Genomic DNA, 26,058 nt, shown 5'->3' on the forward strand with positions numbered 1-26,058 from the left:
ATGATGACTCGCTTCGCACGCCTCGACACCCCACTTGCCGGCCTTGCGTTGATCCAGCGCCAGCCCATCGGTGACCACCGCGGGTATCTGGAGCGCTTGTTTTGCCGGGACGAATTGGACGAACTGCTGCAAGGCCGCTCGATCGTCCAAATCAACCATACCTATACAGCAAAGGCCGGTACCGTTCGAGGCATGCATTTTCAACATCCGCCTCATGCCGAGATGAAGGTGGTTACCTGTCTGCGCGGCGAGGTTTTCGATGTCGCCGTCGATTTGCGCCAGGGCTCGCCGACCATGCTGCATTGGCACGCGGAACATCTAAGCGCTGACAACCACCGCTCGCTCCTGATTCCGGAAGGTTTCGCCCATGGCTTTCAAACCCTCACTGACGATTGCGAGCTGATCTATTTGCATACGGCAGCCTACCAGCCTCAGGCAGAAGTCGGGCTGAACCCCCTGGATGAGCGCTTGGACATCATCTGGCCGCTGCCCTTTACCGAGATGTCTGACCGCGATCGTGGCCATGCGCTGATCTCCGACGAGTTTGCGGGGCTGGCATCATGAATTGCCGCCACTGCCACGCTCCGCTGGACCATGTTTTTCTCGATCTGGGTTTCGCCCCGCCTTCCAACGCCTATCTGGATGCTGCAGGTCTTAAAGCCCCGGAACTGTATTTCCCTCTGAAGCTGTACGTCTGTGAGCACTGCTGGCTGGTGCAGACCGAGGATTACGCCAAGGCCGACGCCCTGTTCAGTCCCGACTACGCCTACTTCTCCTCCGTATCGCAGAGCTGGCAGGACCACGCGGCGCGCTACGTGGATACGATTAGCAGGCGGTTGGAGCTTGGTCCGTCCAGTTTCGTGATTGAAGTCGCCTCCAACGACGGCTACCTGCTGAAAAATTTCGTCGCCGCCGGCATCCCCTGCCTGGGTATCGAACCCACAGCCAGCACGGCGGCGGTAGCCGAAGCGCTGGGCATTCCGGTGTTGCGAGAATTCTTCGGGAAAAAACTAGGAGATCGGCTCGTTGCGGAAGGCCGACAAGCCGACCTGATTCTGGGCAACAACGTCTACGCCCACGTGCCCGACATCAACGACTTCACCGCAGGGCTCAAGGCCGCGCTCAAGCCGGGAGGCACCATCACCCTGGAGTTTCCCCATCTTATGCGGCTGATCGAACACCGCCAGTTCGACACCGTCTACCATGAACATTTCTCCTACCTGTCGCTATATACGGTAAGTCGTATCTTCGCCGCAGCGGGTCTGCGCGTTTGGGATGTGGAGGAACTGGATACCCACGGCGGCAGCCTCAGGGTCTACGGCTGCCACGCTGCCGACTCCCGTCGTGACAGCGAAACGGTTGCGGCCCTGATTGCCGAAGAAGAGCGGCGGGGATTGCGCCAACGTGTGACGTATGCTGGATTCCAAGCCCAAGCCGACCGGGTCAAGGATGATTTACTGGGGTTTCTCATCGAGCAGAAGCGCACGGGAAAGCGGGTCGCTGCCTACGGCGCCGCCGCCAAGGGCAACACCTTGCTGAACTATGCCGGCGTCAAACCTGATCTGCTGCCCTGCGTTTGCGACGCCGCACCGTCCAAACAAGGCAAATTCTTGCCCGGCTCGCATATTCCTATTTTGCCGCCGTCGGTCTTGGCCGAGCTCAAGCCGGAGTGGGTGCTGATCCTGCCTTGGAACATCGCCGACGAGGTGATGGCGCAGCAATCCCTCATTCAGCAATGGGGCGGGCGTTTTGTCACCGCTGTACCTGAATTGAGATATCCGGGGTGAAGCGGCATGACCGCGCATGACGGGTCCTACAAGCACATATTCTCCCACGCCCAAATCGTGGAAGACCTTCTGCGCGGGTTCGTGCATGAAGACTGGGTGGCCCAGATCGACTACGGCAGCCTGGAGAAGGTGGGTGGTAGCTACGTCACCGACGACCTGCGTGAGCGGGAAGACGACATCATTTGGCGGGTGAGGTTCAAGGGTGAATGGCTGTATGTCTACCTGCTCATCGAATTCCAAAGCCGCAGCGATCCCTGGATGGCGCTGCGCATCCTGGTGTATACGGGATTGCTGTATCAAGACCTAGTGAAAAGCGGCCAGATTGCCGCGCCGAAAAAGCTGCCCCCGATTTTTCCCGTCGTGGTTTACAACGGCGAAAGCCCCTGGCGGGCCGCCTGCGAAGTGGCTGAATTGATCGAGCCGGCAGGACTCAGCGCCTGGCGACCCAGTCAGCGCTACTTCCTGCTGGACGAAGGGCGGGTGAGCGAACCCGAATTAGCAGAAGCGGACAACTCGCTGGCCGACATCATCCGGCTGGAATCCAGCCCGGAACCCGAAGCCATGCGGCACATCATCGGCCGGCTGACCCAACGGCTGAGGGAACCCCGTTATGATAGCCTCCGGCGGGCCTTGGTCGTCTGGATCAACCGGGTGGTACTCAAACGGCTCGTGCCCGGTGAAAGCATCCCCGAAGCAACCGAACTACAGGAGATCGATACCATGCTAGCCGAACGCGTTGTCGAATGGACGGAAAAGTGGAAGCGGGAAGGCCTTGAGCAAGGACGTCAGGAAGGAATTCACCAAGGCCGAAGCCAAGGCGAAATCGCGCTGTTGCGCCGGCAACTGACCCGCCGCTTCGGCCCCCTGCCGGCATGGGCAGAGGCCCGTTTGGTGCAGGCCAGCACCGAACAGTGCGAAACCTGGGCGGATCGCCTCCTGGAAGCCGATAGTCTGGAAGCCGTACTGGGATCGCCCGAATGAATCAATTTGCGAGTTGAAATGTCGCGGATCCATTACGCCACACCTTCTGAAGACGCCATCCGCAAGGGATGCGGGGAGTTTAGGTATGAATCCGCTTTGGATATCGAAGCGACGTCTGCCGTTCCGGAGTCTCGAGGATTGTCGTGAAAATACTGGTTACGGGAGCGACCGGCTTTTTAGGGCAACATGTGGTGCCTGCCCTCATGGCGCGAGGTCACGAAATCATTGCCACCGCGCGTTCATTAGAGCCTGTCAAGGTATTTCCATGGTCTAACGCCGTTCATTTCTACTCCCATGATATCCATGCAGATCCGGTGACCATGCCGGAATGCTTCGGCGAAGTCGAAGCCTTGGTTCATCTGGCTTGGCAAGGTCTGCCCAATTACAAGGCCCCATTTCACTACGAAACCAACCTGCCGGCCGATTACCGTTTTCTTAAGTCCATCGTTGAACGGGGGGTTAAACATCTGCTAGTGACGGGAACCTGTTTCGAATACGGAACTCAAAATGGCTGCCTGTCTGAGGAAATGCCAACCGATCCGGCCAATCCTTATGCCCTGGCTAAGGATACGTTAAGAAAATTTCTGCAAATGCTCCAAAGTCAAATGCCGTTCATTTTGCAATGGGTACGGTTATTCTATCTCTACGGACCGGGCCAGAACCCCAACAGCCTGTTGTCTCAGCTAGATAAAGCCATCGATCGAGGGGATGCCTTGTTCAACATGTCGGGCGGTGAGCAGCTGCGTGACTACCTGCCCATAGAGGAAGTAGCCAGGGTGCTGGCGATAATGCTTGAGCATCCGGAGTTGGCGGGCATCATCAACTGCTGCAGCGGAATCCCGATCTCGGTGCGCAGCTTGGTGGAAGCCAGGCTGGCCGAGCGGGGCTCGGACATGGCTTTGAACCTCGGTCATTATCCTTACCCGGATTACGAGCCCATGGCCTTTTGGGGAAGCCGGAACAAACTTTACAGGGCTTTGCGAACAGCATGAACGCGTTCAACACGATATACCAGGCGGAACGTTTACCGGTGTTGCAAAATCGGATGTTTGCCAGCGAATCGGAGGCTAGGGCGTGCGCAAGGGGCGATATGCGGTTAGTTCAGGATCAAACAACCGGTATCATTTCCAACCAAGCGTTCGATCAGAGTCTGATGCGTTATGACGCCGATTACCAGAACGAGCAGGCGGTCAGTGGGGTTTTTCAGCAGCATCTTGAGGATGTCTCTGAAATTATATGGAAACACTTTTGTGGAAAATCGCTGATCGAAGTGGGCTGTGGCAAAGCTCATTTTTTGGAGCGGCTTCAAAAGCTTGGATTTGATATTACAGGAATGGACCCGGCGTACGAGGGCTCAAACCCATCAATACTAAAAAGATATTTTACCTCGGAGGTCGGGCTACGGGCGGACGGCCTGGTGCTGAGGCATGTTTTGGAGCATGTCCCACACCCCTTGGATTTCTTAAACAACCTTCGAGAAGCGAATGGAGGGGGGGTAATATACATCGAAGTGCCATGCTTTGATTGGATTGGTAGCCACCGGAGTTGGTTTGATATTTTTTATGAGCACGTCAATTATTTTAGGCTTGCTGATTTTCATAGAATGTTCGAAAAGGTACGCGAGTCTGGTTATATATTCCACGGACAATATCTATATGTCGTCGCTGAGTTGGCGTCACTTAGACAACCAGTGCGTGATGACGGGGATGTCGCGGCCTTGCCAAACGACTTCCTCGATACTATCAGTTTGTACGCGAACCGCTTGAAGCAACGAAACGCCAACCCTCGTTCGGCCTCCGTCATTTGGGGAGGCGCCTCGAAAGGCGTGATTTTTTCGCTGCTGATGGACCGGGCTGGCGCTAAGGTTGACATGGTTATTGACATCAATCCCGGGAAACAGGGTAAATTCCTTGCGGCGACGGGGCTACGAGTGTTTTCTCCCGCAGAGGCCGTGTCCGCCCTGCCCGACGGAGCAGACATCTTTGTGATGAATAGCAATTACTTGGATGAAATCCGGAAATCGACAGAAAATCGATTCAACTATTTATTGGTGGAACATGACTGTATTTGAGGAAGAAGTTAGAAACAGGGTGGAGAGCAACGTGGAAAATAATGGCTTGTTGGGAGCGACTCAGGTCTTCCTGTTAGAGTCAATCAAAGCGCAATATTCCTACAATTTCTTTTGGCTTGGCCGTCCCATCATCCAATATCCCCAAGATGTCGTGGCGATGTGGGAACTCATCTGGCAGATCAAGCCCGACCTCATCATCGAGACCGGCATTGCCCATGGCGGATCGCTGATCATGAGCGCTTCCATGCTGGCCCTCTTGGACTATTGCGATGCGGTCCAGGCGGGCAAATCGCTCGACCCGCAAGCCACCCGACGCCAGGTGCTGGGTATCGATATCGACATTCGCGCCCACAACCGCTCCGCCATCGAAGCGCATCCGATGTCACACCGCATCGACATGATCCAGGGGTCTTCCATCGCTCCGGAGATCATCGCTCAGGTGCATGAATATACCCGAGGCTATGAGAGGATATTAATTTGCCTGGATTCCAACCATACCCATGAACACGTCCTGGCTGAACTGGAAGCCTATGCGCCATTGACCAGCCAGAACAGCTATTGCGTCGTGTTCGATACCATCGTCGAAGACATGCCCAAGGAAATGTTCCCCGACCGCCCTTGGGGCCCCGGCAACAACCCTAAGACTGCTGTGCATGAATACCTTCGCCGGCTCGCAGAAGAGGGCTGCATTGCAGCCGACGGCGCACCGCTACACCTCGAGATCGATCACACGATTGATCACAAGCTGCTCATCACCGTGGCGCCGGATGGTTATCTGAAGCGAGTGAAATAAGGACGAAGCCATGCCGACCATCAGTATGTTTTATGGAATTCTTGTGTCGATGTATGTACTTGATACCCAGAAACATCATTTGCCGCATATTCATGTGCGATATGCAGCGTTTAAGACGGTCATTGAGATTCCATCCGGAGAGGTGCTTGAGGGCTCAATTCCGGCAAAACAGATGAAACTCGTTCAAGCCTGGATAGTTCTTCACGCCGATGAATTGATGGCGGACTGGGAATTGGCCGCGCATGGCGAAGCCCCCTACAAAATAGATCCTTTGCGTTGAGAAGAGGGGAGAATACATGACTCCGGATGTTGTAGCCGTAACTGCACGCAAAGATTTCGAACTCATCGTAGAATTTGCCGACGGTCAAATCAAAAGATTTTCGATGGTTCACTATCTCGATTACCCAGCCTTTCAGCCGCTGAAAAAGGATAATTTGTTCATGTCGGCTCATGTCGAAAATGGGACCGTCGCGTGGCGGGAGGATATCGATATCTCTCCGGATACGCTTTATCTTGCTGGACAATCGTGACATGTTAGAAATGGCAACACTCTTTCTGGATCAATGTACGGGAAGACATACAGGGGATTGATACATGAGTAACGAAAAAATTACTAAGCTGCTAGTGGGCTTGCTGGGGAAACAAGCAGCCTACAGATTAGGGCGCGCGCTTTATCAGCAAGCGCGTGGTGATATTGCAAATGGCATAGCCACTAATGGCGAATTAATGGTCCAAAGGTGTGTGTTGAATGCATGGAGAAAATCATTAATATCTGACAGCAAATTAGTCGTATTTGACGTAGGGGCAAATATTGGCGACTGGTCTTACGAGTTTATACAAAATTTCTTAAAATCGCATGATCTCAAATCATTGGATCTCTTTCTGTTCGAGCCTGCTCCAGGCTCTTTCGAAACTTTAAGAAAGCGATTGAGTAAGTTTGATGGTATTCTGAATTTTGAACAGTTAGTGCTTTCTTCAGATGATGGAGTTGATCAATTTTATATAAACCGCAATAAATATAATGCGGGTACGAACTCATTATATCAACAAGATTTTGAAGTGTCTCCTGTCAGCGTGACAAAAAGCACAGCCAGTAAATTTTGCGAAAAAAATGACATCGAGAAAATACATCTATTTAAATGTGATACCGAAGGTCACGACATGGAAGTAATTCGAGGCGCATTGTCGTTGCTTGATGAAGAGAAAATTGCCGTTCTTCAGTTTGAGTACAATCATCGATGGATTTATGCAAGAAATTTTCTGCGTGATGCGTTTATTTTCGCTGAAAAACGACCTTATAAAATTGCTAAGCTTCAAAGCGATCATCTCCTGATATTTACTGAATGGCACTTTGAGCTTGAAAAATTCTTCGAGGGAAATTATGCACTCATCCATACGGATACATTAGGGTGGTTTCCGAGCCAGAAGGCTTCGTTTGACCGTTTCAATACTTTGCGTGTAGGTATTGAATGAACATGCTCACCATTCGTTGGTAATGTTTACACCGAAGGTTTCTTTCTTCACGTTACGGAGAGAATTGAATAGAAGTTGCTGGTCACGGTGGCGCCGGATGGATACTCGCGGCGGGTGGCCTGATGCCAACGCACAGATCAAACTACCATTATGTCCCTAAAAAAAAACGTTGTCGCCAACTATCTCGGTCAGGGCTGGCGGGCCTTGATGGGTTTGGCGTTTATTCCGCTATATATCCAATACCTCGGGGTTGAGGCCTATGGGCTGATCGGCATTTTCGCCATTCTGCAAGCTTGGCTAGCGCTGCTTGATATGGGGATGCGGCCAGCGTTGGGGCGAGATATGGCCCGGTTCACTGGCGGTGCACACGATCCCCAGGCTATCCGCGACCTGCTGCGGAGTGTTGAGGTTATTGGGATCACCATCGCAGGAGCCGTTGCACTCGGCATTTGGGCTGCTTCGGGCTGGTTGGCTTCCGACTGGTTGGCGGCGAAAAATCTACCGGCCGAGGCGGTAGCTCGCGCATTTACCGTGATGGGCGCGGTCACCGCCCTTTCGTTTATCGAGAGTATCTATGGGAGTAGTATCGGGGGTTTGCAGCGTCAGGTACAGCAAAACGTTATTACTAGCGTGATGGCTACGGCGCGCGGCTTTGGCACAGTCGGCGTGCTCGTCTGGGTATCCCCAACCATCGAGGCTTTTTTTATCTGGCAGGGTCTGATTTCGCTGATCACAGTCGCTTTGTTTGCGGGCGCCGTATACGGAGCGCTGCCACCCGGCCACAGGTCCGCTCGCTTCTCAATTTCAGCGCTGATGGGTATCTGGCGTTTCGCAGCGGGAACGACGGCGATCACGTTGCTAGCGTTGCTGCTGACCCAAACTGACAAAATTCTGCTGTCGCGCCTGCTGAGCTTGGAATCTTTTGCGTATTACAGCTTAGCAGGGATAGCGGCTAATGCGCTGTATATGTTAGTGGGGCCGGTCGCCGCAGCGTTTTTTCCACGCTTTACCGAACTGGTAACACGCGGCGACGACCTTGCCTTGCGGGCGGTTTACCACCACGGCGCGCAATTAGTCACGGTGCTGATGGGTACGGCAGCGACGGTGCTGATGGTGTTTGGTGACCGTGTGTTGACGCTGTGGACTGCGGACCCGGCACTGGCCCACCGGGTGGCGCCGCTCATGGCGGTGCTGGCGCTGGGAACCCTGTTCAACGGGCTGATGTGGATGCCCTATCAGATGCAACTCGCCCATGGCTGGACCACTCTGACGGTAAAAATTAACATCGTGGCAGTCGGAATCCTTATACCCGCCATTTTATCGGTAGTTCCCCAATACGGTGCGATTGGGGCAGCGTGGGTATGGGTAACGCTGAATGCGGGGTATCTGGTGTTTGGCGTTCATTTCATACATCGTAGATTATTACCCAGAGAAAAATGGCGCTGGTACAGTCAGGACATCTTCATTCCCCTGGCAGCCGCAACGGTCACGGTGGGGTTCTGCCGCTGGGCCACGCCTCATCAGACCCTAGGTAGGCTCGGTGAATTCGGCGTGTTATTGATAAGTTTGAGTTGCGTGCTGTTGGCGGCGGCTCTAGCTGCTCCATGCGTGCGTACCCAACTCGCCAGGTATGTGCCTGGCCAATTTAAATCAAGGTTTAACGCGGCGAAAATGGTATGATTATGTTAACGCTCCAAGATCCGGCTACAATCACCTCAAAAGTCAGTATTGGTATGCCAGTATACAACGGCGAAAAATTTATCCGCGAGGCACTGGAATCCTTGCTCACGCAAACCTTTACCGACTTTGAGCTAATCATCTCCGACAATGCCTCTACTGATGGTACCGAAGCCATTTGCCATGAATATGCCGCCCGTGATCCGCGTATTAGGTATATCCGACAAAGTGAAAATAGAGGGGCAACGGCTAACTTTCAGTTTGTGCTGGATGAGGCAGTGGGAGAGTATTTCATGTGGGCGGCGGCGGATGATAGGAGAAATCCTGAGTTTCTAAGACTGGCTCTGAGCGTATTCGAGGATGATGATGATTGCGGCCTGGTTTTCTGCGATTATCATTCTATGGATCTAAAAACCAAGCGTTCGGTAAGGCATCATGTTGGCATGTATAATTCGAAAAATCCAGGAAAGAATTATCTAATAAGGCTTTTGGCGCCCTGTGCAAATATAATTTATGGTCTCCATAAAACTTCAATATTAAAAAAAATGCCAATTGAGAGCTATGATTTCTTTGATGTGCATTTAACGCATGCGTATGCTATTAATTCAGTGGTTAAAATCATACCAAATGCATTGTTTATAGCGGGATCATGGGGGGTTCGTATACCTTATAGCCTAACTGGGCATAGGATCGATCCCAGAACGTTCTTTAAGGAAGAACGGTTAATGCTTTTTAAGCATCTAAGCTTTTTTTCAGCATTGTTTTTATATGTATTACTAAGATATATGTATATCAAGTCCATGTATCACCTTAGACGGAGCGAGAATCTAAAGATTTGTTCATGAAAACATCACGGTCAATATCGAGGCATCAATGGAAACGACAATGCGGAAACCGCTGCCGATTAGTTGTCTAACGCCTGCTTTAGCAGGTTAGTGTGTGGTTATAAAAACACGAGACTGGTTAACATGATGATGACAAAGTTTATCCGCTTCGCCATTGAGCCATTCCCCGCTGTTGCGCTATTTCTGCGCAATGTCCGCGATCTGCTTGATCAATGCGATCAGCCCAAAATGACGCTATGGGGATTCACTCTGGCTGGCCATGAGGGAATGGCCGCTGGGACGTTCGAGCCACAAGAAACCGAGCTTGTACGCGACCTGTTGCTAGAAGTGGATGTGCTGGTCAACGTGGGTGCAAATGTCGGGTACTATTGCTGCCACGCGCTAAGTCTTGGCAAGCCCGTTGTTGCCATAGAGCCTATTGTTCGTAACCTGAATTATCTGCTGAAAAATATTCACAACAATGGCTGGGCGACCCAGGCTCAGGTGTTCCCCGTGGCGCTAGGGCGCGATACCAATATTCTCGAAATGTGGGGTGGTAAGACCGGTGCATCGCTGGTCGAGGGTTGGGCTTCGATGCCACAGAGCTATAAAACAGTAGTTCCGGTATTGAACCTGGATCGGGTGGTTGGAAATATGCTGCAAGGCAAGCGTGCCTTGATTCTGGTGGATATAGAAGGCGCGGAACTGATGATGCTTCAAGGTGCGAATGAAACCCTCGCGCAGGATCCTCGCCCCATTTGGATGGTCGAAATCATGACTACTCAAAGCCAGCCCGAGGGAGTTCCAGTGAACCCAAATTTTGCGCAAACCTTTGAGATCTTTTTTAGTCGTGGTTACCGTGCATATACGGCGGATAAGCGGCAGGAAGAGTTGACAAGGGAGGTGGTAGCTCGGATTGCTGAGGGCAAAGAGAGTTTTAGTACGTATAACTTTTTGTTCAGGTAGCCAAGAAGAACAGATGGATGTTAGGCAAGCAGTTAATAATCACTATCTAAATATTGATTCCTCTGTTTCTGATGTTTCTGATGTTTCTGATCAGACGCAGCCTAGCTGTATGAATAAAGTACATTCATTTCTCTTTATTACCTACAATCGTTCTGAATTGTTAACTAAGTCGTTCACCTCCCTGCGCGAAGCGGTTTTAGCGCTAGGATTGCCGGTCGAATTCGTTGTGTCTGACGATGCTAGTAGTTTAGAGCATCAGGTCGTTATTAACAGCCTAGGATTTGACGTCTTATCGATATCAGATATTAATCGCGGTCTTGGCGCGAATCAAAATCGTGGTATTGCGAGCTGCAAGGGGGGGTTTATATTCCAGATTCAAGATGATTGGATTTTCGTTGGACAACCTTCTGACCTAACCGATGCCGTTCAGGTTATGGAATCTGACCCTGAGGTCGGGATCGTTCAACTCACTGATGTTTCATCTGATCTACCTTCTGAGCGGCGGATCACTCGAGGGGGAGTAATGTACGATGTCTTCAGAAATGACCAACTGCCGTGGGATCGTGATTGTGGCTTGCGCCCCTATTCTGACCATCCCCATGTGAAAAGGATTTCCTTCGTTAAGGAAATTGGCTCTTACCTAGAAGGTGTGGCAATGGGGGTAATGGAAAACGACTACAAGCGACGTATCGCAACCCAAAAGCGTTGGCGTGTTGCACAGATGACTTCCAAGAGAATTTTTATTGATTACGAGGCTGAACACAGCTTAAATCCAGGTGGGAAAAGGCATGAGTTAGTTGTACTGCTTCACAAGATCCCATTTGTAGGAAAATGGATTGAATGGTTCATTCGGCAAATTTGGCGAAGAGTGGATCATCTTGCGGCGGTAGTTATAGCTCGTTTGTCAGCCTAATTAGAGTTCGATATAGATAAGTCGATAGTCTTAAACTAATATATTTTACTTGCTTAGATATATAAGAGAATATATGCGTATTAGCCAAACAACTCGCAAGTGTTTTATTCGCGAGTATACGTGGAGGCGCCGATTTCAACATGTTTTTTTTGAGTTTGGAAGTGTACATCAATCGCATTGAATATTTTATAATTAATGTTGAACACCGCGAGTCATACGGCGGATCAAGTGTTGAATCTATTCCGGATCATCAGGCTTACAAATACACTGAGAACGGCAAGCTACCCACTTGGAGCTATGCGTAACCCAGATGCAAAAGCTGTGCGGGATGGGATTCATCAGCCTAAAGCTTACACGCAAGATATTGCAACCATCTGAAGGTAAAAGTTATAGCCCCTGCAATGGGATACGGTCAACCCAGAAAAGAAATCAAAGAGTATAAAATATAAAGTTACCAAGTTAGGATTTACGTCAACCTTTGAAAAAGTCATAAGCCAAATAATGGCGACTACCGGATGCGCTATTACGGAATAGCTTAGAGGCAAGTTGGTATCATGTTATTTGCTTGGACATCCAAAACCTCGCATAAAAGGGTTATAGGTTAGGTATGAAGCTGCTTTATCATGGCCCGCTTTGGCAGGGCTCTACATCTCTTCAACGGGCACAAGCTTTTCAGGAACTCTCCGATATACAAGTCATTGCTAATGATGATGGGCATCGCGTGGGCAAAAGTGCAAATATCATTCATCGGATACGATGGAAATTGAGATGGCCAGTCGATGTTAACCATGAGAATGAATCTCTCTTTGTCGCCGTTGAGCAACACAGGCCAGATATCATATTCGTTGACAGCAGTAAGGTGATTCGGAGGTGTACACTACGAAATATCCGGGCTTTGTGTGAAGCGCGATTGGTCTATTACACACCCGATGATATTATGGCTCGTCATCATTTCAGTTACCCACTACGACAGACTTTCCCTGACTGGGATGTGTTTTTTACTACTAAGACGTTCAACGTTCCTGAGCTAAAAGCCGCTAAAGTAAACAATCCGATCTTGGTGGGAAAATCATTTGACCCGATGCTACACAATCCGATGTTGTCTATAGACGTTGGAGAAGAATTTGAGGCATTCGACATCGTCTTTATTGGGGCATACGAAAAAGACCGCTGCCAAAGTATTAATCGGCTGGCGGAGGCCGGCTTAAGAATAGTGCTTTACGGTTCAGGTAAAGGTAGATGGTCTGGGAAATCAATGCATCCTAGCATCACACTACGTCCTAGTGTTTTCGCCGAGGAGTATCGCCGCTGCTGGCATCATGGAAAGGTGGCGCTTTGCTTCTTACGGAAAATAAACCGTGACCGCATTACGCAGCGCACTATGGAAATTGCAGCCATGGCACGCCCGATGTTGGCAGAGAAGACTGATGAGCATGACGATCATTTCGTTGATGGCAAAGAATATATCGGCTTTCGAGATGATGATGATTTGGTTACACAGGCTCGATGGTTGCTTCAGCATGATGAGGAACGAACAAAAATTGGCCACGCCGGAAGGCTGCGCTGTTTGAATTCCAATTATTCCTCACTAGATCGCGCACGTTGGATGCTGCGCAAGATACTTGAGAAATGAAGCATATAGGGAATATATAGAATTCGGGAAAGTCGTACATCAGTGAGGGAGAGTCGGTCAAATAGAAGCCTGAAACTCGCCACAAAAGTCCGACCAAAATTTTAATTATTATTGATCGATACTAAGCGTCTGCTTGGCGTAACGACTAGCGGCATACAGGTAGTTATTATAATAAATTACATCACTTTGATGCGCGAAATTCTTTCAGGATACATAACCGGCGACTCGTTCCGTCGGACCGATATTGATGGACTGCGTGCGATTGCGGTGATATCGGTGCTTTTCTATCACTCAGGAGTTCCGGCTTTTTCCGGGGGATATGTTGGAGTAGACGTATTTTTCGTGATTTCTGGGTTTCTTATTACTCGTATCATCGACACGGAAATTAGGGAGAAGCGCTTTTCACTGAGCATCTTCTACGAGCGCCGAATTCGGCGGATTGCACCAGCTCTATTTTGCATGACGTTGTGTTCGCTATTAGTTGGCTTTGCCGAATTATTCCATCTGGAGTTTGAGTTTCTTGGAAAGAGTGCGATTGCATCGTCTCTTTTTTACTCGAACATATTTATGCGGAGGACTGTTGGGTATTTCATGCCTAGCGCAGAGACTATGCCGCTTATGCATACATGGTCGTTGGCTGTCGAAGAGCAGTACTATATATTGTTTCCCATAGTTTTTATGGCAACGGCTGTGTGGTTCGCTCATAGGAAGTTTGTATTCCTGTCCATTATTTTTCTCACATCGTTAGCAGCCAGCGCGTTTGCTATTGGGATTTCTCGTCACGCGGTCTTTTACCTTACTCCTTTCCGAATCTGGGAGCTGCTGACGGGTAGCCTACTTGCAGTCGGGTGTATCCACCCTTTGCCCCAGCGGCGGGCGCTGGAGGCGCTGGCGTTGATTGGGATCGCCCTAATTCTAGGTCCTGTCTTTCTATACGATCACCGGACAACCTTCCCTGGACTTGCGGCGTTGCCACCCTGCCTCGGAACGGCTCTACTGATCTATGCCGGAGGGAGGGGTTCGACAATAGTCAACCGCCTGCTGTCGGCGCGAGTTCTCGTATTTGTCGGGCTCATTTCCTATTCGCTCTATCTCTGGCACTGGCCGGTTATCGTGTTCGTGCGGCGCGTTCTTGGGCCAGTAGAGAGTTCTTGGATGCGGAGTGCGCTTGCTATCATCTTTTCGTTTCTGTTTGCTATGCTTTCCTGGCGGTACGTGGAGCAGCCCTTCCGGAGATCTGATTGGATCGGACGGCGCACTATTTTTGGGGGCTTTTTCGTCGGGCTGGCGGTCATCTGTATCTTCTCTGCGGTAATCATCAAACTGAATGGGTTTCCTGATCGTTTTAGCTCTGATATAAGAGCTCTCGCCGAACCCGAGCCAGTTAAGTGGATGCAGACATATTGCCGTTATGATACCGATGGGCTCTGCTATCTCGGCTCGGAAAATACGACGGCGCCTATTATTTTTGTGTGGGGAGATTCACACGCTCATACTATGTTGCCGGCTATCGAGCATGTGGCACGTTTGCGAGGGCGGAGACTGATTGTGGCGTCCGGTGTCGGCTGTACTCCTTTGCTTGGCGTTAAACGTGTCGATGAGATCACCGATATTTGTACCGCACGAGCGGAAAAGGCACTTTTATGGATACTCTCTCATAAGAAGCAGATAGATAATGTGGTGCTCGTTGGTCGATGGGGACTCTATGAGACCGGATATTTCAACGAGTCTGGCCTTTCATTTCGTATCGCCGATTCGTACGCAGATGCCGGCAGGACAGAAGAAGCCGTAACGAATGCGATAATTATTCAGCGGGCAATGCGGCGTACCATTTCGGCGATATCGATCGATGGCGGTCTTCCCTTGATTTTGATTGGTCTTGTTCCGGAAATCGGCTGGGAAGTCCCCTCTACAGCTGCCGCGTCGCGCCAGTGGGGATGGGAAATGCCTCCGACACCTAATCTTAGGGATGTGCGGATACGAAATACACATACTCTAGCAGTTATTGAAGATATGTCTTCTTCCGTCGATCTCAAGCTGCTCTCCGTCGCCGACGTGATTTGCAAGCCAGATTGTCCGGTTGTCAAGCATAATCGAGCTCTCTATTCAGATGACAACCATATGACCCCTTATGCCGTTGTTACACTTCTTCAACACGAAATTGAAGCGATTCTGCGATGAAGCTTCGCTATCCTACGTTTTTTGGATAGAAGACAGCCGCTATTCCGTGAGTCCGCAATCTGTTCACGTCCTCATGGCCTATCAATTTGACGTAGACTTTCGAGCTTAGAATTTTTTTCGAAACAAAATGCGCTACTTGTAAACTTACTATCAATGGATAATTCGGGACAATGAAAATACACCGTATTGCTGTTGTTGTCTCTCATCCAATTCAGCATTTTTGTCCACAGTATTCCAGCTGGGCCTCATTGCCTGGAGTCGAGCTGCGCGTTTTTTTTGCATCCAAATATGGTTTGAAACCGTATGAAGATAGCGGTTTTGGCCGAACTATACAATGGCCGGGCATAGAGCTTGATTTTCCGCATGAGTTTCTTCCAGCGGCTGAAGGCCGAACTCTTGACACTAATATTGATTCCGCTCAATTGAACGTATCTTTAGTGAGTTTCTCACCCGACGTATTGATTGTCTATGGCTATTCACAAAGACTTCAGCGACGGGCATTGCGATGGGCAGAGAAAAATCAGATTCCCGTGTTCATGCTTTCTGACTCCGAACTGCGATCATTCAGGAGTTTGTTAAAGCGTGCTGTTAAGGCTTTGACGCTACCTAGATGGTATCGATCTGTTCGGCTGTTTCTTACTGTCGGTGACGCCAATGAAGCCTACTACCGTAACTATGGCGTTACGGATGATCGCCTTATTCGCTGTTTCTTTCCTATAGATATCAAATATTACGACTCCATCGTTGCAAATCGCCACGATTGCCGGAAACGTATACGCGACAAACTAGGAATACCAATGCATCACAAGGTTATTCTGATGGTAGGAAAACTGGTATATTGGAAACGGCAAATGGATCTAATTCTGTTTTCTAATGCAAACCATGACGTATACGATGACGTTACGGTTGTGCTTGTGGGTACGGGTCCTGAAGAAGCGAGGTTACATGGCTTGGCAAAACGAATCGGAGCAGGTGGCGTTATATTTGCGGGTTTCGTTTCTCCTGATATACTCGCCGAATTTTACTGCGCTGCGGATGTTTATGCCCACTGCTCAGACCATGAGCCGCATTCTCTTGCCATCAGCGAAGCGATTTACTGCGGGCTTCCGGTGGTTCTCTCAGATCGGTGTGGTAGCTATGGCCCATCTGATGATGTTCGTCAAGGGCTTAATGGGTATATCTATCCGTGCGGAGAGATATATGATATGTCACGATGTTTGAAACGCATCTTTGATGATGCAGAAAGCTATTCGCGTATGTGTGACGCCTCGCAGAGGATAGGTCGCCAGCATCAGGCGTTGGCGCACGGTATAGCATTAACTCAAGCCATTTCCGTTATCGATTTGAACTGTTGATATGGAGATTTTGTTATGAATATGGAACTCATCCGAAGATTTATAAGAGGGTGTCTTGGTTATAGATCACCAGCGTACCGCTTAATGGCTTGTCTGCTAGTACAGTATCAGATTCTGCGCTGCGAGGGTTGTCGTACGGCCTATAAACTCGAAAAAATTAGACGGAGTACCGGGCCGGAGGTGGAAGTGAGTCTTAATCGTCTTCTGTACCCCTTAATTATTAGGCCTGGTACTGACGACGTGTCGGCAGTGGTCAATAACGCTATTCGGGAGGAGTATGGTCGTTTCGATAATGATTTTGCTCCTAAAGTTATTATCGATGCAGGTGCTTATATAGGGGATACTTCTGCTTATTTTCTTTCAAAGTTTCTTACATCCAGCGTTATTGCTCTTGAGCCAAATCAAGACAGCTTTTTACTTGCGCAAAAGAATCTTATGCCCTATGGCGATAGGGTTTTCTTGCTAGAGGCGGCGCTTTGGAATGAACTGACAACTGTTTTTTTCGGTGGAGCGGAAATGGGTGCCTCTATTGGCTTACAAGGAATAGAAGTGTCTACCGAGACTATTGCTTCTTTGATGACGAAATACCGCCTGGACTTTATTGATCTACTGAAGATTGATATTGAGGGCGCTGAGTTACAGGTTATCCCGTCAGGGGTTGGTAGCTGGCTAAATAATATTGGGATGATTTTGCTTGAAACACATGGAATCGAGATCGAAGAATCACTAGTTAACATATTAACGGATGCAGGTTTTAAGTGTTCACGTTATCGAAATGTATGGTACTGTAAAAATAGGTTATATTATCAGTGTTGAGATGGCGTTTCTTGGGTGGCTCAAGTTATTAATCCTTAATAAAGGACACCTTTAATAATCTAATTTGCTGAAATGATAGCTGCATCTCAACCGCTGTAAGAAGACCCGTGATGAAGATCAAAGCAAGCCTGTTTGCCGCCGAGGAACGTGAAGCTAAGCTCGGTTGCTTGGGTGACGTGTTGCAACTGCTGGAGAAGGATGTCGATTTTGCAGCGCTGGCGAGCGCGATCGATCAGGCCGCTCCGCGTCCCGGCCGGGCACGCGGCGGGCGTCCGCCATTTCCCACCGAATTGATGGTGCGTGCGCTGATTCTTCAGCAACTTTACAACCTCAGCGATGAGCAGATGGAATTCCAACTGCTGGATCGGCTGAGCTTTCAGCGTTTTGCCGGCCTGCGCCACAGCGGCCAGATCCCCGACCGCACCACGCTGTGGACTTTCCGGGCACGGCTGCTGAGTGGTGGCGCCGGCGAGAGGCTGTTTGAGGCGGCGAATCGAGAGCTGGCGAAGCACGGTTATATCGCGCGGGGCGGGCAAATCATCGACGTCAGCATCGTCCCGGTGCCCCAGCAGCGGATCGGTAAAGAGGAAAAGGCGCTGATCCAACGCCAGGCCACCCCGTCGGCGTGGTCACCCGCGCAATGGCGGCAAAAAGACACCGACGCCACCTGGACGAAAAAGCACGGCAACAGATGGCCGATGAGACCGGCCGGCGCTACCTGTTCGTCGCGATCGATCGCGCTACCCGCTGGGTGTTTTCATTGCGATCAAACCGAACAAGACCGCAGCGGCCGCCAAGGCGTTTCACAAGGCGGTCCACAAAGCCTGCCCGATCAAGATCAACCGGATTCTGACCGACAACGGCAAGGAGTTCACCTACCGTTTCACCGCCTAAAACGAGCGCAGCCCACGGGCCGCCACGCCTTCGATCAGGGTTGCCAGGCCATCGGTGCCGAACACCACCTGATCCCCCCGCCCGGCCACCCCCAAACCAACGGCATGGTCGAGCGCTTCAACGGCCGCATAGCCGATATCCTTTCAAGACTCACCACTTCGATTCGGCCCAAGACCTCGAGCAGAACCGTGCACCGCTATGTCACCCTCTACAACCACCAGCTGCCCCTGGGCGCCTGGGCAGCCAAACCACCATGCAGACTATGCAAGCCTGGTTCAAAACACACCCCCGATCTGTTTTATCGTAAACCTTATAATTGGCCGGGACGTGACAGGTTGAAACTGGAGTAGCCTTATGGCCAAGATGTTTTCTAAAAATGATTATTTTCAATGCCAACTTATCGTTTTATGCGGCATTCTTTGTATGCTACTAATCCCATTTATTTTTGTTCGCGCATTCGCTATAATGTTATTAGGAATGTTGATTTATACCCATGAGCGCCAACTAAAAATGCTCGTTCCTGCGTCGCCTGGTTTTCTGTTTTGGTTTGGTAATGTGCTATCTTATATTGTTGGCGGATTTGGCTTTGCAATTTTAGCAGATGCTTGGGATGATTTTGGTATTCGCTATCTAAATGACGCACTTTTTTATCTTGGGATAGGCTTGTCTTGTTATGTTGTGGGAATGTGGCTGGGGGGGGTGTTGAAAAAACAAAACACCCCAATAAATGTTTTTATGGATTTGAAATTTAGTCATGTTTCAATCATCTCAATTAGCAGCGTTTTTCTATTGACCGTATTGCTTGGTGGAACCGGCGATTCCGAAATGGATGTCAAGTCCTCTTATTATAATATTGTAATTGGATCGTTTCAGTCTATAGAAAATATTCCCCTTATATTGCTATCGATTTATCTTTTACAGAAACATCCAAAATGGTGGCTGGTTGGTATTTTGTTTTGTTCAAAATTTGTCATAGCAATTAGCGGGATGTCAGTTGGCTATGGGCGTAACAAGTTAATTTTTGCTTTGCTGAGTATTAGTCTGACTTGGCTGGCTTTGCATTATTGGTATGGTATAAAAATATCTAATAGTGCAAAATTGATAATCCTTTGTTTGCCATTTGTCGTAATAATTTATTTTGGCATTGCTTCCACTTATAGGCATTCAGTTAAATTCGATGCCTATTCTAGTATTAGTGAACGACAAGAATTCCTGAGGGAGTCTATTAACTCGGCATCCTCGTCAAACAATTTTGTGATTGACTCTCTTACTCAGTTTTGTGAGCGATTGGTTCAAGCTCATGGGCTTGAACTGCTTGGAATGGCTGAAACAGGTTATATTGAATACTATGGATGGACTATGAATGATCTAGAGCAAGCTATTTTTGTTTATATTCCAAAGATATGGTATAAAAACAAAGGCAATGGCTTGGGTAGTGATATAATGGTGTATTATGGATTTACTGAATACAACCATGTTCCACCTACCATTTTGGCTGATTCTTTTCGTCGATCCGGTTTATTTGGGGTGGTTATTGTTTATTTTGTTTTGGGTTTTGTTGCCACTACTATTACCATTTATTTTAACAATCACTGGGGGAGTTTTGGTCCTTTACTCGCGCTGTATGTGGCATTATCATCAACTTATTTTTTATCATTCGATGTTATGGATATTTACACGTTTTATGTGTACCGAATTGTATCTAGCGGGCTCGTGATTTATGTTTTACTGCGGATAACTGGATTTTTACCAAAAGGCACACTAAGAAAATCCTGCTAGGACTTTAAATGTAGTTTACTGTGGTGGGAGGCGATGATAAAGCAATGATTCATGTGACGCACTACCTACGCCGACCGGGATCTGGTGGCTACAGCGTGGAGCGGCTATACGTGGATGTCCGAGCTCACCTACCGACGGATATCCGAACCCGCCTTTGCGTCAGCCGGTTCTTTTCGAATAGCCTGTTTGGGCGGCTATACGACATTGGGCGAGCATGGTGTTACCAGGGCGATGTGAATCATGTCACGGGTGACGTGCATTTTTTGACCTACTTGCTAGATCACCGGCGGACGATCTTGACTATTCTCGACTGCGTGACGCTAGAGCGGATGCATGGGATCAAACGCCAGCTTTTATGGTTGCTATGGTACTGGCTACCGGAAAAACGCTGTGCAGCGATTGTTGTCATTTCCGAGTCCACGCGCCAGCAAGTGTTGCAATATTTGCATTGCGATCCCAACAAGGTTCGGGTGATCTACTGCAATATATCGGAAGAATTCAAGCCGGGGCCGCGGCCATTCAATGTAAGCAGGCCGCGCTTGTTGCAAATCGGCACTACGGCCAATAAGAATCTGGTGCGTCTGGCAGCAGCGCTGGATGGTGTGGAGTGCGAACTGGTCATCATCGGGCAACTGTCAAGCTTGCAGACTGAGGCATTGCGGCAACACCATGTGCGCTACGAAAATTGGGTGGGATTATCGCGTGATGCGCTGGTGGCGCAATACCAACGCTGTGACATGGTGGTGTTTGCATCGACCTACGAAGGCTTCGGTCTGCCGATTGTGGAGGCCAACGCCGTGGGACGGCCTGTCGTGACGAGCAAGCTCTGGTCGATGCCCGAGGTGGCAGGCGATGCGGCCTGTCTGGTAGATCCGTTTGATGTGGCTAGCATTCGCGCTGGCATTTGCAGGGTGATTGATGATGCCGCCTATCGCGAACGCTTGGTGGAGAACGGCTTTGAAAATGTCAATCGCTTTCAGATTGAGGCCATCGCCAAGCAATATGCGGATTTGTATCGTAGCGTGCATGCCCGGTTGGGCAATGCTTGTGAGAAGAGTGCATGAGGACCGCATCAAATAATGGTGTCACCGGTCAGCAGTATGGCGCGTATCTCGCCGAGTTCCTGCTGCAACTAATGCTTAATTACATTGGTGCTCGACAAATATATTTGCTTATTTTTCTGTTAGTTATATCGCACCCAAATATCGCGTAATTATGCTATTAAGCACTAGGTTATACAATTTGCGGTACCCATCAACACATGCCGGTTGGAATACCTAAGCGCAATGGGGCATCCACGGTTTCATCTGTATGAGTGCGACCTCACGGATATCGAGGGCCGCAGAGCGCTGATTGACCGTGTTAGCCCGAATGAATTCTACAATTTCGCTGCGCAAAAGTTCGTGGGCCTGGCGTTTAAAGAGCCTCTCGCGACGCCACAAATTGGCGGGATGACGGCGCTGAATTCATTAGAAACCGTTCTCGTTGTGAAAACGGCCGTTCGCTTCTGCTACGCTTCTACTTCAGAACTGTTTGGCCTGGTTCAGGAAGCACCGCAAACCGGACCCCCTTCTATCCGCGCAGCCAGTATGCAGTGGCTAAGAGCCTGTTCACGATCTTCCATCTAATTGAAAATGGGGGCTATGCGGAAGAAAAGTTATCCAAGCGACATCAGCCGAGAGCAGTTCGAACAGATCAGGAGTTTGCTGGAAGGAGTACGCAAGCAGACCAAGCCCCGTGTGGTGGATTTGTACGGAGTGTTTTGCGCGGTGCTGTACCTGCTCAGGAGCGGCTGCCAGTGGCGGATGCTGCCTGGGGAGTTTCCGAAATGGCGCACAGTGTATTCGTACTTCGCCAAGTGGAGTGAACCCGGCCCGGATGGAATCAGCGTGCTGGAGCGGGCATTAAAAAAAATCAGGTTGGCGCGGTCCGTACCGGCCAGGGGCGCCGAGCCATGACGAGCTTCCTGATCGTTGATGCACAGAGCGTGAAGAACACCGACAGCGCCGACCAATAGGGCTACGACGCGGGTAAAAAGGTCTCGGGCATCAAGCGCCCTATTGCGGTGGATACCCAAGGGTTACCGCATGCCATTGCGGTGACGACGGCGGAGGTGACCTATCGCCAGGGCGCACTGCAGGCGATAGACCGGTGTGCGGGCAACCTGACGCAGGTCGAGAGCGTATGGGTGGACGGCGGCTATACCGGACGGCCATTTGCCGAAGCGGTCAAGGACAAGCTCGGCGCGACGGTGCGGGTGGTCAAAGGCAATGAACTGCACACGTTTGCTGTGCTGCCACAGCGCTGGGTGGTAGAGCGCAGCTTTGGCTGGCTGGAGAAGTGTCGCCGATTGTGGAAGAACTGCGAACGCAAGCTCAACACCAGTTTGCAGTTCATCCACTTGGCATTTCTCGTCCTGCTCATCAGAAGATCGTGAACAGGCTCTAAGCTGTTCGCCCACTGGCGTACGATCGACTACCATGAGTCTTACGGGATGTTTGCTTTTGTACAACTAGGAATCGTCGCTGCGCAGCAAGGACTTCGTGACCCGCAAAATCACTCATATGGCAGCGGCGATTGCTTTAGGCCGCGATGAGCGACGGGTTTTGGGCGAGGGGTTGCGTCGATGAGCAATTTTATCGGCCTTATGAATTCGATACCATGCGGGGCGATGCTAGCAAAGCATATGCCGTATTTGGTTGGCGCGCCCAAACTACTTTGGAGCAGTTATGCCAAATGATGATGCAGGAAAACTTGCGTCGTGCGGAGTAGGGGGTTCCATTTCGATGTCAGTGAAACAACTCAACCGAAACCCAGCTAAAGGTGAAATCGTTGGCACCAATGTCCCGAGTCCTTTAGCTGGCCTGAACGGGCAGGCTCTATCAGTAAAGTGGCGTAAAAGATTGCGATATAGATCGGGGGCCTGCTGATGTGTGGGATAGCGGGCTGTATTTTTACGTCGAACCCGGCGCCAGTTCCAGCGTTTGAGGCGGTTCAGAGGATGGTCGGCGTGATGCGTCGGCGTGGCCCCGATGCGGAGGGGATTTGGCCGGGTGAAGGCGTCGTCCTTGGTCATTGCCGTCTGGCGATCCTCGATCTGGACGCTCGCGCCAATCAGCCTTTGTTGTCCAACGATGGTCGCTACGCAATTGTCTTCAATGGCGAGATTTACAATTTCCGCGAGTTGCGCCGGAGCTTGGAGGCGGACGGCGCAACCTTCCGTACGGCCTCCGACACCGAAGTACTACTGGCGCTGTTCGCCCGCGAAGGTGAGCGGATGCTGCCCAAGCTGCGCGGCATGTTCGCCTTTGGCATTTGGGATAACCAGACCCGCGAACTATTCCTGGCGCGCGACCCCTACGGTATCAAACCGTTGTATTACACGCGAACTGGGCAGGGTCTGGCCTTCGGCTCCCAAGTGAAGGCACTACTGGCGTCTGGCTTTGTTTCAACTGAACAAGAACCGGCAGGACTGGCGGGTTTTTACCTGTGGGGCAGTGTGCCGGAACCGTGGACGCTTTACCGTGATGTCTTCGCCCTGCCCGCGGGTCACTGGCTTCGCGCGCGAGAGGGCATGATGGACGCGCCGGTTTGTTGGCACGACATCCGTACTCATTGGCAGATGGAAAGCAGTAAGACATCCGCTTCGGAACTGCGTGAAAGGGTGCGACAAGCAGTGCGAGATTCGGTACGCGCCCACTTGGTGGCGGACGTGCCGGTGAGCGTGTTTCTTTCCGGCGGCATAGACTCGGGTGCGATCGCCGGACTGGCTGCCGAGATGGGGGCGCAGGTTGAGGGGATAACCATTGGCTTCGAGGAGTTCGCCGGTCGGTACGATGACGAGGTGCCCGCGGCCAGCGCCATTGCCGCCCATTACGAGGTGCCGCACCATGTGCGCCAAGTCACCCGGACCGAGTTCGAGCAGGACCTCCCGCGCATTCTCGACGCCATGGACCAACCTTCCGTGGATGGCGTCAATACTTGGTTTGCCAGCAAGGCAGCGGCGGAACTCGGCTACAAAGTGACGCTCTCGGGCGTGGGGGGGGATGAGCTATTCTGCGGTTATCCCTCCTTTCGGCAGATTCCGCGCATGGCGGCGCTGGCGCGCGCGGTCGTGGCTGTTCCTGGCGCTCGGGCCTTGTTGAGCGCGCCCTGCGCTTGGCTTGCGCGGCTAAGGGCGCAACCGAAGTTTGCCGGCATCCCCGAATGGATGGACACCCTGGAAGGCTTGTATTTCCTACGGCGCTGCCTGTTCCTGCCTGGGGAGCTGCCGGCCCTGATGGGCGCGGAAAGGGCGCGGGAGGGGCTGGCGCGGTTGGGCAGAGCGCCGCCCGGTATGACCCCGGGCAAAGCACGGGATGGGGCAGCAGCTGTCGGCCTGCTGGAATCCACCCACTACCTGCGCAACCAGTTATTGCGCGACAGCGACTGGGCCAGCATGGGACATTCGCTGGAACTGCGCACGCCGCTGGTGGATGCGAAAGTGCTAGATACGCTAGGGCCGTGCGTATCCGGCTTCACAGGCGGCGCAGGCAAGGCCATGCTGGCACGGTCGCCGGCAAAGCCCTTGCCGGATGCCATCATCCATCGCCCCAAGACCGGTTTCGGTTTGCCGATGGCGAAATGGCTGTCAGCAGCGACGGCGGATAAGAAGGCCTGGGCTGAAGTGCCTATGCTAGCTGTGCCGGGGACGCCGTGGGCGCGGCGCTGGGCGAAAAGCATTGTCACGGAGGCGCAAGTATGCGTGTGATCCACGTTGTGCCCGCCATTACCGAAGAGGCAAGCGGCCCTTCTTATTCGGTAGTGCGCCTGTGCGAGTCATTGATCGGGCAAGGACAGGAGGTCACGCTGGCTGCGCTCGATTTAGCGCCGATGCAGTCTCCACCCTCCTGCCTAAAAGCCTTCCCGCTGGGATGGGGGCCACCCCGTTTGGGGCGGTCGCCAGCGATGCGGCGCTGGCTTGATGGACAGGTGCGGTCTAAAAGTCTCGATCTTTTGCATAACCACGGTATGTGGCAGATGAATGCCATCTATCCGGGGTGGGCCGCAAAAAAAAGCAACATCAATTTTGTCGTTTCGCCCCGTGGCGCATTTTCTAAATGGGCCATGCGGCATGGTACAGTGATGAAAAAAGTGTTTTGGCCCGCGCTTCAGCGGCCCGCCCTGGAACATACGGCCTGTTTTCACGCCACGGCAGAATCGGAATACGAGGATATCCGGCGCATGGGTTTCCGCCAGCCAGTAGCAATCATCCCCAACGGCATCGATATTCCCGACTTGCCACCGAAGAAATGGGGTGATTTCCGTACTGTGCTGTTCCTCGGGCGCCTCCACCGGGTCAAGGGGCTGGACATGCTGCTGCCGGCCTGGCGGGCAGTACAGGATCGCTTTCCCGACTGGCGGCTGGTTATCGCTGGAAGCGATATCGGTTATTACAGAAAGAGCGGCTATCTAGAAGAACTGTATCGGCTGGTTCAAAAACTGGGACTGGAACGCATAGAGTTTGTTGGCGGGTTGTACGGGGCTGAAAAGACGCAGGCTTACTACAATGCCGACCTCTATATCTTGCCTAGCTATTCCGAGAACTTTGGCGTGACCGTGGCGGAGGCGCTGGCGGCGGGGACACCCGCCATCGTCAGCAAAGGAGCGCCTTGGGGAGGTTTGGTGACGCAGCAGGCAGGGTGGTGGAGCGACGTCAGCCTGGATGCACTGGTAGCCTGCCTGGAGGATGCGCTAGGACGATCACCGGATGAATTGGAGCAGATGGGCTTGCGTGGACGCAACTGGATGGAAACCGAGTTTTCGTGGACGCGCATCGGCGCGCAGATGGCTGACACCTATCGATGGTTGTTGGATAAGTCCTTGCCTGATCCGGCTGGGTTGCGAGTGGATTGATAATTCCAAGGGTTTATAAA

The 26,058-nt window shown here is 51.2% G+C and carries 24 protein-coding genes and 1 pseudogene; all 25 read left to right on the plus strand.

Annotation, left to right across the window (positions count from 1 at the left end; all coding sequences use genetic code 11):
• Positions 1–564, plus strand: coding sequence for a dTDP-4-dehydrorhamnose 3,5-epimerase family protein (locus OOT43_RS18715; protein ID WP_266022195.1), 564 nt, complete (start codon positions 1–3; stop codon positions 562–564).
• The gene (locus tag OOT43_RS18720; protein WP_266022196.1) at positions 561–1,787 is read left to right on the plus strand and encodes a class I SAM-dependent methyltransferase; all 1,227 of its coding nucleotides are present in this window, start codon (positions 561–563) and stop codon (positions 1,785–1,787) included. Before OOT43_RS18715 ends, OOT43_RS18720 begins: the two co-directional genes overlap by 4 nt.
• 6 nt (positions 1,788–1,793) lie before the next feature.
• Complete coding sequence (locus OOT43_RS18725) at positions 1,794–2,768, plus strand: Rpn family recombination-promoting nuclease/putative transposase (protein ID WP_266022197.1); 975 nt, start codon at positions 1,794–1,796, stop codon at positions 2,766–2,768.
• A gap of 143 nt (positions 2,769–2,911) precedes the next feature.
• On the plus strand, positions 2,912–3,760 hold the full coding sequence (locus tag OOT43_RS18730; protein ID WP_266022198.1) for an NAD-dependent epimerase/dehydratase family protein: 849 nt from the start codon (positions 2,912–2,914) through the stop codon (positions 3,758–3,760).
• The gene (locus tag OOT43_RS18735) at positions 3,757–4,839 is read left to right on the plus strand and encodes a class I SAM-dependent methyltransferase (RefSeq protein WP_266022199.1); all 1,083 of its coding nucleotides are present in this window, start codon (positions 3,757–3,759) and stop codon (positions 4,837–4,839) included. Before OOT43_RS18730 ends, OOT43_RS18735 begins: the two co-directional genes overlap by 4 nt.
• A 31-nt stretch (positions 4,840–4,870) precedes the next feature.
• Positions 4,871–5,632: a cephalosporin hydroxylase family protein gene (locus tag OOT43_RS18740; protein WP_266022200.1), complete on the plus strand. Its 762-nt coding sequence runs from the start codon at positions 4,871–4,873 to the stop codon at positions 5,630–5,632.
• Positions 5,633–5,642: 10 nt separating this feature from the next.
• Positions 5,643–5,912, plus strand: a complete 270-nt coding sequence (locus OOT43_RS18745) for a DUF4160 domain-containing protein (protein ID WP_266022201.1) — start codon at positions 5,643–5,645, stop codon at positions 5,910–5,912.
• Between the two features lie 16 nt (positions 5,913–5,928).
• On the plus strand, positions 5,929–6,162 hold the full coding sequence (locus OOT43_RS18750; protein WP_266022202.1) for a DUF2442 domain-containing protein: 234 nt from the start codon (positions 5,929–5,931) through the stop codon (positions 6,160–6,162).
• 64 nt (positions 6,163–6,226) lie between these two features.
• On the plus strand, positions 6,227–7,105 hold the full coding sequence (locus tag OOT43_RS18755; protein WP_266022203.1) for an FkbM family methyltransferase: 879 nt from the start codon (positions 6,227–6,229) through the stop codon (positions 7,103–7,105).
• A gap of 150 nt (positions 7,106–7,255) precedes the next feature.
• Positions 7,256–8,785, plus strand: coding sequence for a lipopolysaccharide biosynthesis protein (locus OOT43_RS18760; RefSeq protein WP_266022204.1), 1,530 nt, complete (start codon positions 7,256–7,258; stop codon positions 8,783–8,785).
• Positions 8,782–9,627, plus strand: coding sequence for a glycosyltransferase family 2 protein (locus OOT43_RS18765; RefSeq protein WP_266022205.1), 846 nt, complete (start codon positions 8,782–8,784; stop codon positions 9,625–9,627). The genes OOT43_RS18760 and OOT43_RS18765 overlap by 4 nt, the downstream gene beginning before the upstream one ends.
• Positions 9,628–9,750: 123 nt before the next feature.
• A complete protein-coding gene (locus OOT43_RS18770; RefSeq protein ID WP_266022206.1) occupies positions 9,751–10,572 on the plus strand; it encodes an FkbM family methyltransferase in 822 nt (273 codons plus the stop codon).
• A 13-nt stretch (positions 10,573–10,585) separates the two neighbouring features.
• Positions 10,586–11,485, plus strand: coding sequence for a glycosyltransferase family 2 protein (locus OOT43_RS18775; protein ID WP_266022207.1), 900 nt, complete (start codon positions 10,586–10,588; stop codon positions 11,483–11,485).
• A gap of 607 nt (positions 11,486–12,092) precedes the next feature.
• Complete coding sequence (locus OOT43_RS18780; RefSeq protein ID WP_266022208.1) at positions 12,093–13,118, plus strand: CgeB family protein; 1,026 nt, start codon at positions 12,093–12,095, stop codon at positions 13,116–13,118.
• Positions 13,119–13,307: 189 nt separating this feature from the next.
• On the plus strand, positions 13,308–15,299 hold the full coding sequence (locus tag OOT43_RS18785; protein WP_266022210.1) for an acyltransferase family protein: 1,992 nt from the start codon (positions 13,308–13,310) through the stop codon (positions 15,297–15,299).
• Positions 15,300–15,469: 170 nt separating this feature from the next.
• Positions 15,470–16,654 (plus strand): glycosyltransferase, encoded by a 1,185-nt coding sequence (locus tag OOT43_RS18790; protein WP_266022211.1) that lies wholly within the window; start codon positions 15,470–15,472, stop codon positions 16,652–16,654.
• Between the two features lie 15 nt (positions 16,655–16,669).
• Entirely contained in the window at positions 16,670–17,470 is an 801-nt protein-coding gene (locus tag OOT43_RS18795; RefSeq protein WP_266022212.1) for an FkbM family methyltransferase, read from the plus strand.
• Between the two features lie 110 nt (positions 17,471–17,580).
• A complete protein-coding gene (locus tag OOT43_RS20655) occupies positions 17,581–18,714 on the plus strand; it encodes a transposase (RefSeq protein WP_394358020.1) in 1,134 nt (377 codons plus the stop codon).
• A 4-nt stretch (positions 18,715–18,718) separates the two neighbouring features.
• Positions 18,719–20,143 carry a hypothetical protein gene (locus OOT43_RS18810; RefSeq protein WP_266022213.1) on the plus strand — a complete coding sequence of 475 codons (1,425 nt, stop codon included), beginning with the start codon at positions 18,719–18,721 and terminating at the stop codon, positions 20,141–20,143.
• Positions 20,144–20,439: 296 nt separating this feature from the next.
• On the plus strand, positions 20,440–21,207 hold the full coding sequence (locus tag OOT43_RS18815; protein WP_394358021.1) for a glycosyltransferase family 4 protein: 768 nt from the start codon (positions 20,440–20,442) through the stop codon (positions 21,205–21,207).
• Between the two features lie 222 nt (positions 21,208–21,429).
• The gene (locus OOT43_RS20660) at positions 21,430–21,771 is read left to right on the plus strand and encodes a GDP-mannose 4,6-dehydratase (RefSeq protein ID WP_394358022.1); all 342 of its coding nucleotides are present in this window, start codon (positions 21,430–21,432) and stop codon (positions 21,769–21,771) included.
• A 15-nt stretch (positions 21,772–21,786) separates the two neighbouring features.
• Positions 21,787–22,580 (plus strand): annotated as a pseudogene (locus OOT43_RS18820) (IS5 family transposase).
• A gap of 155 nt (positions 22,581–22,735) precedes the next feature.
• Positions 22,736–22,915, plus strand: coding sequence for a GDP-mannose 4,6-dehydratase (locus OOT43_RS20665; protein ID WP_394358023.1), 180 nt, complete (start codon positions 22,736–22,738; stop codon positions 22,913–22,915).
• A gap of 157 nt (positions 22,916–23,072) precedes the next feature.
• Entirely contained in the window at positions 23,073–24,893 is a 1,821-nt protein-coding gene (gene asnB / locus OOT43_RS18825; protein ID WP_266022215.1) for an asparagine synthase (glutamine-hydrolyzing), read from the plus strand.
• Positions 24,884–26,038 (plus strand): glycosyltransferase, encoded by a 1,155-nt coding sequence (locus tag OOT43_RS18830; RefSeq protein WP_266022216.1) that lies wholly within the window; start codon positions 24,884–24,886, stop codon positions 26,036–26,038. The genes asnB and OOT43_RS18830 overlap by 10 nt, the downstream gene beginning before the upstream one ends.
• The last annotated feature ends 20 nt before the right edge of the window (positions 26,039–26,058 follow it).

This window comes from Methylococcus mesophilus, from assembly GCF_026247885.1.
GTDB classification, from domain to species: domain Bacteria; phylum Pseudomonadota; class Gammaproteobacteria; order Methylococcales; family Methylococcaceae; genus Methylococcus; species Methylococcus mesophilus.